Consider the following 15,232-nt stretch of genomic DNA (forward strand, 5'->3'; position numbering starts at 1 on the left):
GGCCGGAGGATCGATCTTCGGCGTGGCGCGCGACGCTCGCGTGGATGGTCCGGTCAGTCCCGACCATGACGGCAGGCTCATCATCATGACCAATCTCCCTTCCTCCGTCGTTCGCCTCTCCCGCGCCGTGTGGCGCGACGGAGTCGTGCGCGAGACGTCTGACAGGGCGAGCCCGGCCGAGACGGCGATCGCGATCGTCTATGACGGCGGGACCGAAGCCGTGATGATGGCGAGCCCGCAGGACGTCGACGACTTCGCCATCGGGTTCAGCCTGACGGAAGGAACCATCGGTTCTCCGGACGAGATCGAGAGCCTCGAGGTGGTCGATCATCCCGGCGTCGGCCTGGAAGCCCGCATGTGGCTCAGAAAAGGGCTCGGCGAGCGCCTCGGCCGCCGCCGGCGCAATCTCGCCGGGCCGACGGGATGCGGGCTGTGCGGCATCGACAGCCTCGAGCAAGCCGTGAAGCCGGCGAGGCAAGTCTCTGCTGCGACGCAGTTTTCAGCCTCGCAGATCCATCAGGCGCTCGAAGCCCTGAGCCGCGCGCAGACGCTGAACCACGAGACGCGCGCGGTGCACGGCGCCGGCTTCTTCCGGCCCGGAGTCGGCCTCATCGCCGTTCGCGAGGATGTCGGCCGACATAACGCGCTCGACAAGCTCGCCGGCGCCCTCGCTCGTGCGGGCGAGCGCACGGAGGACGGTTTCGTGGTGCTCACGAGCCGGGTCTCGGTCGAGATGATCCAGAAGGCGGCTGTCATCGGCGTCGGCCTCGTCGTGGCGGTCTCGGCGCCGACGGCGCTCGGCGTGCGAATGGCGGAGGAGGCGGGGATCACGCTCGCGGCCATCGCCCGCAGCGACGGCTTCGAAGTCTTTACCCATCCCCATCGCATCGTGGCCGCCGAGCCGGAGAAGCTCGCGGCCGGAGGAGCCGGACAATGACCGCACAGCCGGGCAGCGCGGGCGTCGCTGAGGCGCAGGGCCACCACCACAAGACGACGCTCGACCGCCTGATCTACATGGCGAACCAGATCGGCTGGTTCTTCAAGAGCCAGCCGAAGCAGAAGGTCGTCCCGGGCGTGCTCGACCATATCCAGCACTTCTGGGACCCGCGCATGCGCGCGGAAATCTTCCGGCATATTGACGCGACGGGCGGCGACGGGCTCGAGCCGCACGTGCTCGAGGCGCTGACGATCCTGAAGCAGGCGGCGGAGGGCAAACGCGCGACGCGGGGCGAGGCCGAGAAGGCGCCGACGGACCAGCCTCGCACCGGCGAGGCGTCGCAGGATCACCCGGGACCGACTAAGGACAAGTCTGGGCTCGCGCGGGTCGAAGAGCGGGACGCGTAACGCGCAGGGGCTGCCGGCGCGGCGGCCGGCGCTATCTCCGGCCGGGCTTCAGCATCTTCGGACCGGTGATATGGAAATCCCTCGAAAATCGCTGTTCTCCGTGCGCCATTGGACGCCGTCCTGGCGGCTGCCCGAGTTCGGCACCTTGGTCGCCTTCCTGCTGTGCTCGGGACTTGCGTTCGCCTTCATCCGGATCGGCGACGAGATGGCGGAGGGCGCCACCCGCGCCTTTGATGAAGCCATCCTGCTTGCGCTGCGCAATCCGCTCGATCGGGCGCGGCCGATCGGCCCGCAATGGCTCGAGATCATGATGGCCGACGTCACGGCGCTCGGCGGGGTGACCGTGCTGACGCTGGTGACGGTTCTCGTCGTCTCCTATCTCCTGGTGACCAAGCGGCTCGCCAATGCGGCCCTGGTGGCGGGCTCGGTGATCGGGGGCGCGATCCTCACCAATCTCCTGAAGAACGCCTTCGCCCGGCCGCGGCCTGAGCTGGTCGACCATCTGGTCGCCGTGCACTCGATGAGCTTTCCGAGCGGCCACGCCATGGGATCGGCGGCGACCTTCCTGACGCTCGGCGCGCTGCTGGCGCGGACGGAACGAAAGAAGGTCGTTCGCGGCTACATCTTTGCGGTCGCTGGCCTGCTCACGCTGATGGTCGGCTTCAGCCGCGTGTTCCTCGGCGTGCACTATCCCACCGACGTGCTGGCCGGCTGGACGCTCGGCGCGGCATGGGCGCTGTTCTGCTGGATGATCGCCCGCCTGCTCCGGCCGCGCGACAACGAGACCGAATCCTCCTGAGGCGACGCGGCGGAATTCCACCCGCCGCTGAACCCCGAAAGTCCCTGAGCCCATGGCTGTCCCGATCGCGCTCACAATCGCTGGTTCCGACTCTTCGGGCGGGGCGGGGATTCAGGCCGACCTGAAGACCTTCTCGGCGCTCGGCGTCTATGGCGCTTCGGCGATCGTGGCGCTGACCGCGCAGAACACCCGCGGCGTCACCGCGATCCATGACGCGCCGCCCGAGTTCATCGCCGCGCAGATCGACGCCGTGATGGACGATCTCGCGGTCGGCGCGGTCAAGATCGGCATGGTGTCGCGCGCAGAGTCGATCGAGGCGGTCGCCGACGCGCTGGTCCGCCACGGCGTGGAAAAGATCGTGCTCGACCCCGTGATGGTCGCGTCATCCGGAGCCCGCCTGCTCGCGAGCGACGCGGTCGAAGCGCTGCGGTCGCGCTTGCTGCCGCGGGCGTTGCTGTTGACGCCGAACCTGCCCGAGGCCGCGGCGCTGCTGGACTGCGCTCCGGCGCGCAGCGAAGACGAGATGGCCGAGCAGGGACGGGCGCTCCAGCGGCTCGGCGCGCGTGCGGTGCTGGTCAAGGGCGGTCATGGCGAAGGGCGCGAGAGCGTCGACATCCTGGTCGCCTCGGATGGCGGGGTAAGCCGCATCGCGGGGCGACGCGTTCAGACCAGGAACACGCACGGCACGGGGTGCACCCTGTCCTCGGCGATCGCCGCAAACCTCGCAAAGGGGCTGGGGCTCGACGATGCGGCGCGCCAGGCGCGGGCCTATCTGGCCGAGGCGATCGAGGCCGCCGACCAGCTCTCTGTCGGAAACGGTCACGGTCCGGTTCACCATTTTGTCCGGTGGTGGTCTACCGATCACGGCTGATGGCTTGCGGCGCAGCGGACGGACAATTAGCGTCCGCTCTGCCGAACACCCGTTCGGCGCATCAAACATCTAGGTGACGTGATGGCCGGTCGGGCGCGAGCCGATCTCGACACGGGGGCGCAGTTCGTCTCGGGGCAACTGGGCAAGACCGTCCAGCGGCTGCGCAAGGCTTACAACCTCTCGCTCTCAGAACTCGCCGAGCAGTCGGGCGTGGCGAAGTCGATCATCAGCCAGATCGAGCGCAATGAGACCAACCCGACGCTCGCCACGATCTGGCGCCTCTCGCAGGCGCTCGACGTGTCGATCGACCGGGTGCTGGCTTCGGCCGACGAGGAGCCGTTCATCGAGAAGCTCGGCCGCCGCGACACGCCGCACATTGTGTCCGATGACGGCAAGATGCGGTTGTCGATCATCGGCTGGATCAAGACCGTCGAGTGGCTGCAGTGGTACGACGTCAAGGCGGAGCCGGGCGGAGCGCTCGAGTCCGAAGGCCACCAGCGCGGATCGCTCGAGTGCCTGTCGGTGCTCGCGGGCGAGGCGGAGGTCACGGTGGCGGGCGTCGTTGAGCACGCGAAAGCCGGGGAAACGCTGCGCTACCGCTGTGACAGGCCCCATGTCGTCCGCGCGGTCGGAAGCGCGCCGTTGCACGCGACCATGGTCTGCATCATGAAAGCGGCGGTAATGGAATAAGCGGTTTCCGGCCGCCACTATGTCAAATCGCCTTTCACCCGTCCGAAGGCCGGGCTAAAGGATTCCCTCCCTATTTCCCCCGCCGAGCGGGCAGCTTCGATCAGACCCGCATGGCGAAACACCTGGGCATCACCAAGTCTCCGACCGGCATCGAGGGCTTTGACGAACTCACCCTGGGAGGGCTGCCGGCCGGCAGGCCCACACTGGTCTGCGGATCGGCCGGATGCGGCAAGACACTGTTCGCAGCGACCTTCCTTATCGAGGGCGCGCGCCAGTTCGACGAACCCGGCGTCTTCGTCACCTTCGAGGAGCGCCCGGAGGACATCATCGACAACGTCGCCTCGCTCGGCTTCGGGCTCGATGAACTGATCGCTCAGCGCAAGATCAACATCGAGCACATCGCCTTCGAGCCGGGCGAGATGGCGGAGATCGGCGATTACGATCTCGAGGCGCTGTTCCTGAGGCTGGACCTGGCGATCGAGGAGGTCGGCGCCAAGCGCGTGGTGCTCGACACGATCGAGACCCTGTTCTCCGCCTTCTCCAATCCCGCCATCCTCCGGGCCGAGATCCGCCGCCTGTTCGACTGGCTCAAAGCCAAGGGCGTCACGGCGCTGATCACCGGAGAGCGCGGCGATGGAACGCTTACCCGCCAGGGGCTGGAAGAATACGTCTCCGACTGTGTGATCCTGCTCGACCATCGGGTCGAGAACCAGATTTCGACGCGCCGGCTCCGCATCGTCAAATACCGCGGCACAGCCCACGGCACGAACGAGTATCCGTTCCTCATCGACGAGGACGGCTTCAGCGTGCTGCCGGTCAGTTCGCTCGGGCTGAACCATCAGGTGTTCGACGAGCTCATCTCAAGCGGCGTGGCCGACCTCGACAAGATGCTGGAAGGCGGCGGCTTCCATCGCGGCAGCAGTATCCTCGTCACCGGCGTCGCGGGCGCCGGCAAGAGCTCGCTTGCCGCGAGCTTCGTCGACGCCGCCTGCCAGCGCGGCGAACGGGCCCTCTATCTGTCGTTCGAGGAATCCGCCGATCAGGCGGTCCGCAACATGAGGTCGATCGGCCTCGATCTCGACCGCTGGATCAAGTCGGGCCAGCTTCGTCACATCGCGGCGCGGCCGACCTTCTACAGTCTCGAGATGCACCTGGCGGTCGTGCTCCGCGAGGTCGCGCGTTTCGACCCCAAACTGGTGGTTCTGGATCCGATTTCCGCCTTCGCCGGCTCCGGCGACAGGCTGGAAGTGCAGGCGATGCTGCTGCGGATCGTCGACTTCCTGAAAGCCAGAGGCGTGACCGGGGTGTTCACGCACCTGGTCCATGAGGAGGGCGTCCTCGAGACCGAGGCCGGCCTCTCCTCGCTGATGGACGCCTGGATACTGCTGCTGAACCGCGAGGCGTCCGGCGAGTACAACCGCGAGCTCTACATCATCAAGGCGCGCGGCATCTCGCATTCGAACCAGGTCCGCGAGTTCATCATCTCATCGGACGGCATCAAGCTGGAGCCGCCTTATCTTGGCGACGGCGCCGCCCTCACCGGCGCCGCCCGGCGCGCCGAGGAAGGTCGCCTGAGGCGTGAAGAGATGATCCGGCGGGACGAGAGGGCGCGTCTCCAGGATCAGGTCGACCAGCGCCGCCGCCGGGCGCTCGCCCAGATCGAGGCGCTGCAGGCGGAGATCGAAAGCGACGAGGCGGAGCTCAGGCGGATGTCGCAATCGGAGGCGGATTACCTCCGGCAGCTGGACGTCGACGCTGCGGCGCTCGCGGCGTCGCGCCGCGCACGATAGACTCCGGAAGGTATCTGTTCACCGCGGTCTCCCGCACATAGAAAGAAGCGATGTCGACACCCAACGAACCGGTCAAATTGTTGCTCTACGTGGCGGGGCAGACGCCCAAGTCGCTCGCCGCGATCTCAAATCTCGAACAGATCTGCGCGGAGCACCTTGCCGGTCGCTATACGGTCGAAGTCGTGGACTTGAAGAAGCAGCCTCATCTGGCGCGCGAGCACAACATCGTCGCGATCCCGACGCTGGTGCGGCAGCTGCCTGTGCCGATCCGCAAGATCATCGGCGATCTGTCCGACAGCCAGAAAGTTCTGGTCCATCTCTCGGTCAGCGGCGAATGAGCGACTTCCCCGCCGCGTCGGAGACGGAGCAGGGGACGAGGGAGCTCCGGCGGCGCCTGGAAGAGGCGGAGGAGACCCTTAGGGCGATCCGTGACGGCGAGGTCGACGCGCTCGTCATCGGAGGTCCGCGGCTCGAGGAAGTGTTCACGCTCGAGGGCGGCACTGAATCGTATCGCGCCTTCATGGAGGCGATGGACTTCGGAGCCGCGGCGCTCGATGCGGAAGGCCGGCTGGTCTACGCCAACAGCGCGCTGTGCGACCTGCTGGACCGCAGTTCCGCCGATCTTCATCAATCCGGGCTGTTCGCCGCTCTCGACCAGTCGTCCGCGGCGATCGTGCGCGAGATCGTCGCGACGGCCGATGACGGCAAGCGAACCGCCGAGATCAAGGTCACGGGCGGCGGCAGGGAGCGGAACCTCCTGGTGTCGGCCGCAGGCCTGCGGCTCGGGCTGAGCCGGGGCGTCGCGGTGACGTTCGCCGACCTTACCGCCCGCGTCCGCGCAGCCGCCGCGGAAGAGTCCGAGAGGATGGCGCGCGCCATCATCACCTCGGCGAACGAGGCGGTGGTGGTCTGCGACGAGCAAGGCGACGTCACGCACGCAAACGCCGCGGCGCTTGCGATCTGCGCCGAGAGTCCGATCGGACGGCCTTTCCGGGACGCGATCCCGCTGGTCTTCTCCACCATGCCGGGGCTGATGCAGGGCGACGATCTGATCGCCATGGCGGTGGGCGGAAGCGCAGTCCAGGGCGTTGAGGCGAACGCGCCGGAAGCTCCGCGGGCTAAGGATTTGCTGGTGAGCGCGGCGCCGCTCGTGGTCGCGGGTCAGCGCACGCGCGGCTGCGTGGTGACGCTGGTCGACGTGACCGAGCGCAAGGCCGCCGAACGCCAGCAACAGCTGCTGATGAACGAGCTCGACCACCGCGTCCGCAACACGCTGACGCTGGTAATGTCGATCTGCGCTCGGACCGCCTCCAAGGAAGACACGGTCGAGGGGTTCCAGAAGGCGTTCGCCGGCCGCATCCAGGCGCTCGCCGCCACTCACAAGCTGCTCGCCGAGAAGGCGTGGGCGGACCTCACGATTCAGGAGATCGTGCTCGCCGAGCTCGCGCCCTATGTGGGCGCCGCCAGCGCGAGGATCAATATGAAGGGGCTGAATGCGCCCGTCACGGCCCGCGCGGCCACGGCGCTCGGGCTGATCTTCCACGAGCTCACGACCAACGCGGTCAAATACGGCGCTTTGTCCGGCAATGAGGGCTCGGTTCGGGTGTCCGCCTCCGAGACGCGCGATGCGCTGCTCATCGAGTGGCGCGAATCCGGCGGTCCCGCGGTGTCGCCGCCGACGCGCAGCGGCTTCGGGCAGACCGTGATATCCAGAAGCTTGGCCTTTGCGCCCGAAGGCGGAGCGGAGGTGGCTTTCCACCCCTCCGGCGTGGTCTGCTCCATGCGGGTGCCCGCGTGCGACGTTCGCGTCGGCCAGAAGGGTCGCGACGCCGCGCACCCCTGATCGCGACGCGATGTCTTCGTCAGCGTGACGCCTCTGTGCCGAAGCAGTGATGGAGAGCGCCAAGATCCTCGACCTGCTTGGAAACCGCCAGCTCCTCTTCAGCGGCCTTCATGTCGCGCTTGCGTTCGCGGTGACCGTCCACGCGCTGATGAACAAGCGCGACGTGCGGGCTGCGATCGGCTGGATCGGCATCTCCTGGTTTTCGCCGTTCTTCGGCGCGCTGCTCTATTTCGCCTTCGGCATCAATCGCGTCCACCGCCGGGCGCGCAGGCTGCGTGGTCGACACGCGCGCCACGCCCGCCACAGGCTTGGCGCGAAGGCCCCGAGCCCGCAGGCGGAGCGCCTGCAGATCGCCGTCGGGGCCATCACGGGGCTCGACGTCGAGCCGGCCGCGGTCGAGGGAATCCTTCACTGCGGCGATGAAGGTTACCCGCGGATGGTGGCTGCCATCGACGGCGCCCGGAGTTCGGTCGATCTCGCGACCTTTATCTTCCGCGTCGACGAGGCCGGTCGTCCGATCGTTGACGCGCTCGTCCGCGCCCATGAGCGCGGCGTCGCGGTCCGTGTGCTGATCGACGGCATGGGCGGCGGCTTCTTCCGATCGCCCGCCTACCATGCATTGCGACGGAAGGGCGTTCCCGCGGCAAGATTCCTGCATTCGATCTGGCCCTGGAAGATGCCGCTGCTCGACCTGCGTCTGCACAAGAAGGCGCTGATCGTCGACGGCGAGACCGCCTTCGTCGGGGGTCTGAACATCGGCGCAGAAAACCTGATCGGCCGCCCTTCTAAATGCCCGGTGCACGACATCCATTTCCAGCTCGCCGGCCCTGTGGTGAGGCAGATCGCGGAGGGTTTCGACGACGACTGGCACTTCACGACGGGCGAACCTTTGGGCACGCCGCACGTTCCTCCAGCGACGGGCGCGCACCGGGCGCTCGCCCGCGCAATCGTCTCCGGGCCGGATCAGGCCGTCGATCAGCTGGTGCTGGTTCTCCTCTCCGCTGTCGCCTCGGCGCGGCGCTCGATCAGGATAGCGACGCCTTATTTCCTGCCGGAGGAACAACTGCTGACGGCTCTGCAGCTTGCGGCCCTGAGAGGGGTGGAGGTTCGCTTGGTCATGCCCGCCGTCAACAACCATCGGCTCGTCGCCTGGGCGAGCCGCGCGCACATCTCCCCGCTGCTGGAGGCCGGATGCCGGCTCTGGCGCTCGCCGCCGCCCTTCGACCATTCGAAGCTCATGACTGTCGACGACGAGTGGAGCCTGATCGGGAGCGCCAACTGGGACACCCGCAGCCTCCGCCTCAACTTCGAGCTGACCGTGGAATTTTATGACCCCGAGCTCGCGAAGAAGCTCTCGGCGATCATCGATGCGAAATGCGTCGACCCCATCACGGCGGCAGAGGTCGACGGCCGTCACATGGTCATGAAATTGCGGGACGCCTCCGCGAGATTGATGTCCCCTTACATCTGAGGCTTGAGTCGGCTTGAAGGTCGCGTCCTACAACATCCACAAATGCCGGGGCACCGACGGACAGGTGCGGCCGGACCGCATCGTCCAGGTTCTCAAGGAGATCGGCCCGCAACTGGTCGCTCTGCAGGAGGTCGACCACCGTTTCGGCCAGCGCATCGGACTTCTCGATCCGGTGGCCCTGCAGCGCGAGGCTGGCCTGCACCTGCTCGCCCAGTCCGACGCTCCCGAAGGCCATGGCTGGCACGGCAATGCGCTGCTGGTCGCGGGCGAACCGGTCTCGTATCGCCGCCTGCGGCTGCGGCTTCCCGGGATCGAGCCGCGTGGAGCGATCATCTCGGAGCTTGATCTCGGCGAGGGGCAGTTCCGCGTGATCGCCGCGCATTTCGGCCTGCTGCGGCGATCGCGGGTCAGTCAGGCGAACGCGTTGCTCGCCGCCTTTAAGGACCTGCCGCCGATGCCGACGATCCTGCTCGGCGACCTCAACGAATGGCGGCGTAAGCGCAGGTCGGCGCTCAGCGTGTTCGAGCCGCTGTTCGGCGAGCCGCACCCGCTGCCGAGCTTCCCGTCCCGCCGGCCGATTTTCCCGCTCGACAGGATCATCGGCTGGCCGCGCGGCCTCATCAACGACCTCGCCGTCCACAACACGCCGCTCGCGCGCAAGGCGTCGGATCACCTGCCGCTGATGGCGCGGATCGATCTTTCGGCGCGGTCGAGCGACGTCAGGACCGCGGCGTAGGAACGCTGCGGCTTCAGCCGACCGCCGCCGGCGCCTCCGCGGGTCCGGGCGCGGTTTGCCAGCCGAGGTCGGGCAGCATCACGATGCGATTGCCGCGAAGATCCGCCGCGCAGCTCAGAAAGCCGCGCTCCTCCATATAGGCGAGCAGCCGCCGCGCGCGTCCCGTCGAACGGGTGCCGTAGGCGCGCGCGATCTCGGCGTCGGAGGGGCAGGGGTGCTTGCCATGCGCCGCCTGCGCGATCAGCAGGAAGACGCCACGGACGTCTTCTGGAAGCGCCGCGGCGACCAGCGTCGCCTGATCCCAGTCGGAGGAGGCGACGGAGCCCTGATCCAGGCCCGCCTTGGCGATGGCGAGTTCCCGCCGGAAGCGCGGAAGGTCCGGCGCCTCGCCTGGCAGCCGCGCGATCCGGCAGCGGACGAGGAAATCCTGGTAGAGCAAGGAGACCGCCTGAAAGCCGGCCTCGGGCTCCGCCATCATCTCCGCCATGATGGCCGCGATCTTCGCCTCCCGCTCGGCGCCGGCGAACAGATCCTGCGGCGGCGGGGGCGCGTCGGCGTCGATGCGTGGCTGGGAGAGCTGGGCCAGAACATCGACCACGGAGGTCGTCGCCGGCGTCGGGCGCGGACGGATCTCCTCCGCGCCCGGCCGGAAGATCAGCCCCGCGGCGTCTTCTCCGGCCTCCGGCAGCGGCGTCAGCTTCGGGCCGCCGCCGCGCGCCTCGGTCTTGACCGGGCCGATCGCGACGCGCTCCGGCTTGCGGCCGATCGCCGGCCCCAGCGCGACGAACTGGCCGCGGTCGAGATTGCGGAAGGTCTCGGCCTGACGCCGCTCCATGCCGAGCAGGTCGGCGGCGCGGCTCATGTCGATGTCCAGGAAGGTCCGCCCCATCAGGAAGTTGCTGGCTTCCGCCGCCACGTTCTTGGCGAGCTTCGCCAGTCGCTGCGTGGCGATCACGCCTGCGAGGCCGCGCTTACGGCCGCGGCACATCAGGTTGGTCATGGCGCCGAGCGATTGCCGCCGCGACTCCTCCTCGGCGTCGCTGGACGCCGCTGGCGCGAAAAGCTGCGCCTCGTCGACCACGACGAGGGCGGGGTACCAATTGTCACGGTCGGCGTCGAACAGGCCGTTCAGGAACGTGGCCGCGGCTCGCATCTGGCGGTCGACGTCGAGACCCTCGAGGTTGAAGACCACTGAGACGCGGTGCCGGCGAACCCGCTCTGCGATCGCCACGAGCTCACGCTCGACGCTCGCCGCGTCGATCACGACATGTCCGAACGCATCCGCGAGGGTGACGAAATCACCCTCGGGGTCGATGACGCACTGCTGCACCCAGGGCGCGCTCTGCTCGAGCAGGCGGCGCAGGAGGTGCGATTTTCCCGAGCCCGAATTGCCCTGCACCAGCAGGCGCGTCGCGAGCAGTTCCTCGAGGTCGAAGACGGCGCGCTGTCCGCCAGACCGCGCGCCGATGTCGATGCCGACCGTCATTCATTTCCGCCAGTCGCCCTTGAGCCGGCGACCGTGCCGCATCGCGGCGCCGGCGTCGCGGGTCGGGCTAAGGTTTTCCCCAGGAAGCTGGGCGGCCGAACGATCCGTCGCGCCTCTCAGCGAACGAGATCGAGACCGCTCGGATGGGCGTGAGCCGGGTGCGCGTCGGCCTCATGATGGAAGGCAACCACCTGCTGGCGCTGCTCGCCCAGCCCCTGGATCCCGAGCCGCATGACGTCGCCGGCCTTCAGGTATGTCGGCGGCGTCATGCCCATGCCGACGCCCGGAGGCGTGCCGGTGGTCACCACGTCGCCCGGGTCCAGCGCCATGAACTGGCTGATGTAGCTGACCAGGTAGGAGATCTTGAAGATCATCGTCGAGGTGCTGCCGGTCTGGGCGCGGCGGCCGTTGACGTCGAGGAACATCTCGAGATTGTCGAGGTCGCCAGCCTCGTCGAGCGTCACGAGCCAGGGGCCCAGCGGTCCGAAGGTCGGGCAACCCTTGCCCTTGGTCCACTGCCCGGAACGCTCGGTTTGGAAGTAGCGCTCGGAGACGTCGTTGCAGACGCAGACGCCGGCGACATGCGACAGCGCTTCCTCCTCCGAAACGTAGAGCGCGCGGTCGCCGATGACGAAGGCGAGCTCCACCTCCCAGTCCACGCGCTGGTGGCCCTTTGGCAGCATCACGTCGTCATTCGGACCGACGATGCAGTTCGGGGCCTTGTTGAACAGGATCGGCTCGCGCGGGATCCGCAGTCCCGTCTCGGCGGCATGGTCTGCGAAGTTGAGGCCCACGCCGATGAAGTTGCGCACGTCGCCCACGCACGGCCCGAGGCGCGCGTCAGCGGGCGCGAGCGGAAGCGTGTCGGGATCGACGCGGCGGATGCGCTCGAGGCCCGCTTTGGTCAGGCTCTTGCCGGCGATGTCCGGAACGACGTCGCTCAGGTCGCGGATTGCGCCAGCAGCGTCGATCAGGCCCGGCCGTTCGGCGCCTGCCTCTCCGAATCGCACGAGCTTCATCGACGTCTCCCCGTTGTCCCGCCGCTTAGGCGCTTGTTTGAAAACCGTTTTAGCGAGTCAGACGGTCCAGCCAAGCTCCCACGGCCGGTCCAAAAGGCGGAGGCCTGCCGAAGTTTGCCGGCGAACGCGCGGGAATGTGGTGCGATATGGCCACATTTGCGGCGAAAGCGTGTGTCGAGGGGAGAGCGGCGATTGCGGTATCCGGAGCCCGCTTTCACCCTCGGGTGAAGTCGCTGAATCGCGCCGTGAGTCATGGTCCTTCGGGACCGTCGGGGGAAATGATGTTGGACATGTCACGCCGCAGCCGTCCGTGGCTCGTCACTGCGGCCGCCGCCCTGATGACTACCTCCTCGACGCTCGCTTTCGCCGGGGCGTTCGCGATCCGGGAACAGAGCGCGACCGGCCAAGGCGCCTCCTTCGCCGGCATGGCGGCAGGCGGCGGCGACACGATCTCGGGCATGTTCTGGAACCCGGCGGTGGTGAACCAGGTCGACGCCTATCAAGGCGAGCAGCACCTCACCGGCATCTTCCCGTCGGCCAAGGTCGACATCGACGCCTCGACCCCCACCGCCGTCTTCGGCGACGGCGGCGACATCGGCAAGACCGCCGTCCTGCTGGCGGGTTACAACGCCTATCGCGTCAACGAGAAGGTTGCGATCGGTCTGTCGGTCAACACGCCCTTCGGGCTGGCGACCGATCCTCACAGCGATTGGGGCGGGCAGATTTTTGCGCGGTCGTCGCGGGTGCGGTCGATCAACGCCTCGCCGACCGTCGGCTACACGGTGAACGACTGGCTCACCGTCGGCGCCGGATTGCAGATACAGTACTTCGACATCCGGCTGCGCCAGGCCTTCATCGGCCTCGGAGGCGGCGCGGTGCTGCCGGGAGCCGGCTCCGCCTCGCTCAAGGCCGACGATGTCGGCGTCGGCTTCACGGCCGGCTTCACGGCCAAGCCGGTCGACGGCACGGAGCTCGGCGTCGGCTTCCGTTCGGCGATCAAGCACAACCTCAGGGGCGACCTCTATTTCCCCACGCCCGCCTTCCCCGACGCCAAGATCAAGGGGAATGTCACCCTGCCGGAGACCGTCTCGATCGGCCTGCGGCAGAAGCTGACCCAGCAGTTCACCATGCTGGCCGGGCTGGAATGGACGAACTGGAGCCGTCTCGATCAGGTCCGGGTGAAGAGCCGCACGGGCGGGGGCACGGTCACGACGCTGCCCTTCGACTACACCGACGCCTGGTTCTTCTCCGTCGGCGGCGAATACGCCTATTCGCCCGAACTCACGCTGCGTTCCGGCGTCGCCTACGAGCTTTCGCCGATCAACGACAAGAACCGCAGCAACCGGCTTCCGGACGACGACCGCTGGTGGCTGTCGGCGGGCGCTTCCTACAAGTACAGCGACCGCTTCACCTTCGATCTGGGCTACTCGTACATCTTCATCCCCAACAAATCGAAGATCGAGATCAAGCCGGGCGATCCGGACGCGTTCCCCGGGCAGGCCTTCACCTACAGGGCGGACGCGAAGTCCGACATCCACATCGTTTCGGCTGCGGTTCGCTACAAGTTCGGCGGCAGCGCGCCGTCGGCGCTCGTCCTCAAGGACTGACGCGCCGCGGAGCGTCCGCCGATAAGGGCCGGCTCTTGGGGGAGGGCCGGCCCTTTTTTATTTTCCCGGCTACGACGCGACGTCAGAACGCGCCCGGGAAGGCGCCGCCGTCGATCAGGATGTTCTGGCCGGTGACGTAGCCCGCGTGCCGTGAACACAGGAAGGCGCAGAGCCTGCCGAATTCGTCCGGGTCGCCGAAGCGCCGGGCCGGGATCAGCGCGCGGCGGCGCTCAGCGACCTCTTCCTCCGTCCGCCCGGTGAGCTGCGCCTCGGACGGGAAGCCGCCGCGCAGCCGATCGGTGTCGAACGCGCCCGGCAGGATGGCGTTGATCGTCACGTTACGGTGCGCCACCGTTCGGGCGACGCCCGCCATGAAGGCCGTCAGCCCCGCCCGCGCCCCGCTCGACAGGTCGAGGCCCTTGATCGGCGCCTTCACTGAGGCCGAGGTGATGTTCACGATGCGGCCGAACCCGCGCTCCGCCATGCCGTCGATCACCCGCTGGATCAGCTCGATCGGCGTGACCATGTTGGCCACGACGCCTTCGAGCATCGCCTCGCGGTCCAACTCCCGGAAGTCCTTCCGTGGCGGACCGGCGTTGTTGTTCACCAGGATGTCCGGCTCCGGCGCGGCTTTCAGCAGCGCGTCCTGACCTTCCGCCGTCGACACGTCTCCCACGACAGCGATCACCTCGGCGCCGGTTTCGGCGCGGATTTCAGCCGCCGTCAGTTCGAGGCGCGCGGCGTCTCGGCCGTTGATCACGACGCGGCAACCCTCAGCGGCGAGCGCCGTGGCGCAGCCCCGCCCGAGGCCTTTGCTGGACGCGCAGACGATGGCCGTGCGGCCTGCGATGCCGAGATCCATTGGCGTTCTCCCCACGCGCCCCGCGGCGCTCCGATGCAAAGAAGCCGGCCCTGAGGCCGGCTTCTTGGAGTTGCGCGCGTCGAGCGATCAGAGCCCGCCGTTGCGGCCGGCCATAAAGCCCTCGAACTCTTCGCGCTGCTGCGACTCGTCGAAAGCGCCGCGCTTGGCGCGGAGATGCGCCTCAAACGCCGCCGTGGTCTCGTCGATCTTGCGGCGCTCCTCATCGAGGCGGCGCATCTGCGCCTCCCTCCAGGCGTCGAAAGCGGCGTTGCCGGTCGGACGGCGGACGCCGGCGCCCTTGGTCGAGAATTCCTCTCGGAAGTTGCGGCCCAGATCTTCAGCTGCGCGCCGGAACTTCGCGCAGGCGCCATCGCCGCCGCGCGCCCAGCCCATGATGCGCTCGCCCCACAGGACATAGGCAATCATCGCCAGCCCCAGCGGCCAGAACACCACGAAGCCAATGACGGTCAAGGCGATGGTGAGAGCGGTCCAGCGATGCGGCACGCCGGGAATGGCGGCGACGTCGTCGGCATAGGGATTCGAGGTCATTGCGGTCTCCAGAGAGGCCGCGGATAGGAGCGGCGGCCCGGTCGTCATCTAAGTTGGCCATACCCCGAAACCGCTTCAAGAGCTCTCGGCACACGACGCTGGCGCCGGAAGCGGCGCGCTCCATCTGTTCCGGAGTAGGTCTGCGCAAGGCCCGCGGGAGTAGCG

14 protein-coding genes and 1 pseudogene are annotated in these 15,232 nt (G+C 67.9%); 11 read left to right on the forward strand and 4 right to left on the reverse strand.

From position 1 onward, the window contains the following. Positions 1 to 85: 85 nt before the first annotated feature. The 10 genes and pseudogenes from fdhD to VM780_RS09900 all read left to right on the forward strand — a co-directional run bounded on the left by fdhD (position 86) and on the right by VM780_RS09900 (position 9,544). Entirely contained in the window at positions 86 to 937 is an 852-nt protein-coding gene (gene fdhD, locus VM780_RS09855) for a formate dehydrogenase accessory sulfurtransferase FdhD (RefSeq protein WP_325447572.1), read from the forward strand. A 77-nt stretch (positions 938 to 1,014) separates the two neighbouring features. Continuing rightward, positions 1,015 to 1,203, forward strand: a pseudogene (locus VM780_RS09860) (formate dehydrogenase subunit delta); the annotation flags it as partial. Positions 1,204 to 1,414: 211 nt separating this feature from the next. Beyond that, on the forward strand, positions 1,415 to 2,143 hold the full coding sequence (locus VM780_RS09865) for a phosphatase PAP2 family protein (RefSeq protein WP_325447101.1): 729 nt from the start codon (positions 1,415 to 1,417) through the stop codon (positions 2,141 to 2,143). 52 nt (positions 2,144 to 2,195) lie between these two features. Then, positions 2,196 to 3,014 carry a bifunctional hydroxymethylpyrimidine kinase/phosphomethylpyrimidine kinase gene (gene thiD, locus VM780_RS09870; protein WP_325447102.1) on the forward strand — a complete coding sequence of 273 codons (819 nt, stop codon included), beginning with the start codon at positions 2,196 to 2,198 and terminating at the stop codon, positions 3,012 to 3,014. An 81-nt stretch (positions 3,015 to 3,095) separates the two neighbouring features. Next, on the forward strand, positions 3,096 to 3,704 hold the full coding sequence (locus VM780_RS09875) for an XRE family transcriptional regulator (RefSeq protein WP_325447103.1): 609 nt from the start codon (positions 3,096 to 3,098) through the stop codon (positions 3,702 to 3,704). A 110-nt stretch (positions 3,705 to 3,814) separates the two neighbouring features. Further along, positions 3,815 to 5,494 carry a circadian clock protein KaiC gene (kaiC, locus tag VM780_RS09880; protein ID WP_325447104.1) on the forward strand — a complete coding sequence of 560 codons (1,680 nt, stop codon included), beginning with the start codon at positions 3,815 to 3,817 and terminating at the stop codon, positions 5,492 to 5,494. Between the two features lie 50 nt (positions 5,495 to 5,544). Further along, positions 5,545 to 5,832: a circadian clock KaiB family protein gene (locus VM780_RS09885; protein WP_325447105.1), complete on the forward strand. Its 288-nt coding sequence runs from the start codon at positions 5,545 to 5,547 to the stop codon at positions 5,830 to 5,832. After that, positions 5,829 to 7,337, forward strand: coding sequence for a sensor histidine kinase (locus tag VM780_RS09890; protein ID WP_325447106.1), 1,509 nt, complete (start codon positions 5,829 to 5,831; stop codon positions 7,335 to 7,337). Before VM780_RS09885 ends, VM780_RS09890 begins: the two co-directional genes overlap by 4 nt. A gap of 49 nt (positions 7,338 to 7,386) precedes the next feature. Then, the gene (locus VM780_RS09895) at positions 7,387 to 8,808 is read left to right on the forward strand and encodes a phospholipase D-like domain-containing protein (protein WP_325447107.1); all 1,422 of its coding nucleotides are present in this window, start codon (positions 7,387 to 7,389) and stop codon (positions 8,806 to 8,808) included. A 13-nt stretch (positions 8,809 to 8,821) separates the two neighbouring features. Continuing rightward, the gene (locus VM780_RS09900) at positions 8,822 to 9,544 is read left to right on the forward strand and encodes an endonuclease/exonuclease/phosphatase family protein (protein ID WP_325447108.1); all 723 of its coding nucleotides are present in this window, start codon (positions 8,822 to 8,824) and stop codon (positions 9,542 to 9,544) included. A gap of 13 nt (positions 9,545 to 9,557) precedes the next feature. On the opposite strand, the gene VM780_RS09905 is transcribed toward VM780_RS09900, so the two are convergent. Both VM780_RS09905 and VM780_RS09910 read right to left on the reverse strand, forming a co-directional pair. Continuing rightward, on the reverse strand, positions 9,558 to 11,030 hold the full coding sequence (locus VM780_RS09905; protein ID WP_325447109.1) for an ATP-binding protein: 1,473 nt from the start codon (positions 11,028 to 11,030) through the stop codon (positions 9,558 to 9,560). A 116-nt stretch (positions 11,031 to 11,146) separates the two neighbouring features. Further along, a complete protein-coding gene (locus VM780_RS09910; protein ID WP_325447110.1) occupies positions 11,147 to 12,049 on the reverse strand; it encodes a fumarylacetoacetate hydrolase family protein in 903 nt (300 codons plus the stop codon). A 290-nt stretch (positions 12,050 to 12,339) separates the two neighbouring features. Between VM780_RS09910 and VM780_RS09915 the strand changes: the two genes are divergently transcribed. After that, a complete protein-coding gene (locus VM780_RS09915) occupies positions 12,340 to 13,656 on the forward strand; it encodes an OmpP1/FadL family transporter (RefSeq protein ID WP_325447111.1) in 1,317 nt (438 codons plus the stop codon). A gap of 82 nt (positions 13,657 to 13,738) precedes the next feature. Here VM780_RS09915 and VM780_RS09920 read toward each other — a convergent pair whose 3' ends face one another. Beyond that, on the reverse strand, positions 13,739 to 14,518 hold the full coding sequence (locus tag VM780_RS09920) for an SDR family oxidoreductase (protein WP_325447112.1): 780 nt from the start codon (positions 14,516 to 14,518) through the stop codon (positions 13,739 to 13,741). Between the two features lie 87 nt (positions 14,519 to 14,605). Continuing rightward, complete coding sequence (locus VM780_RS09925; protein ID WP_325447113.1) at positions 14,606 to 15,067, reverse strand: DUF2852 domain-containing protein; 462 nt, start codon at positions 15,065 to 15,067, stop codon at positions 14,606 to 14,608. Positions 15,068 to 15,232 lie beyond the last annotated feature (165 nt).

This window comes from Hansschlegelia sp., assembly GCF_035538955.1.
Taxonomy (GTDB): Bacteria; Pseudomonadota; Alphaproteobacteria; order Rhizobiales; family Methylopilaceae; genus Methylopila.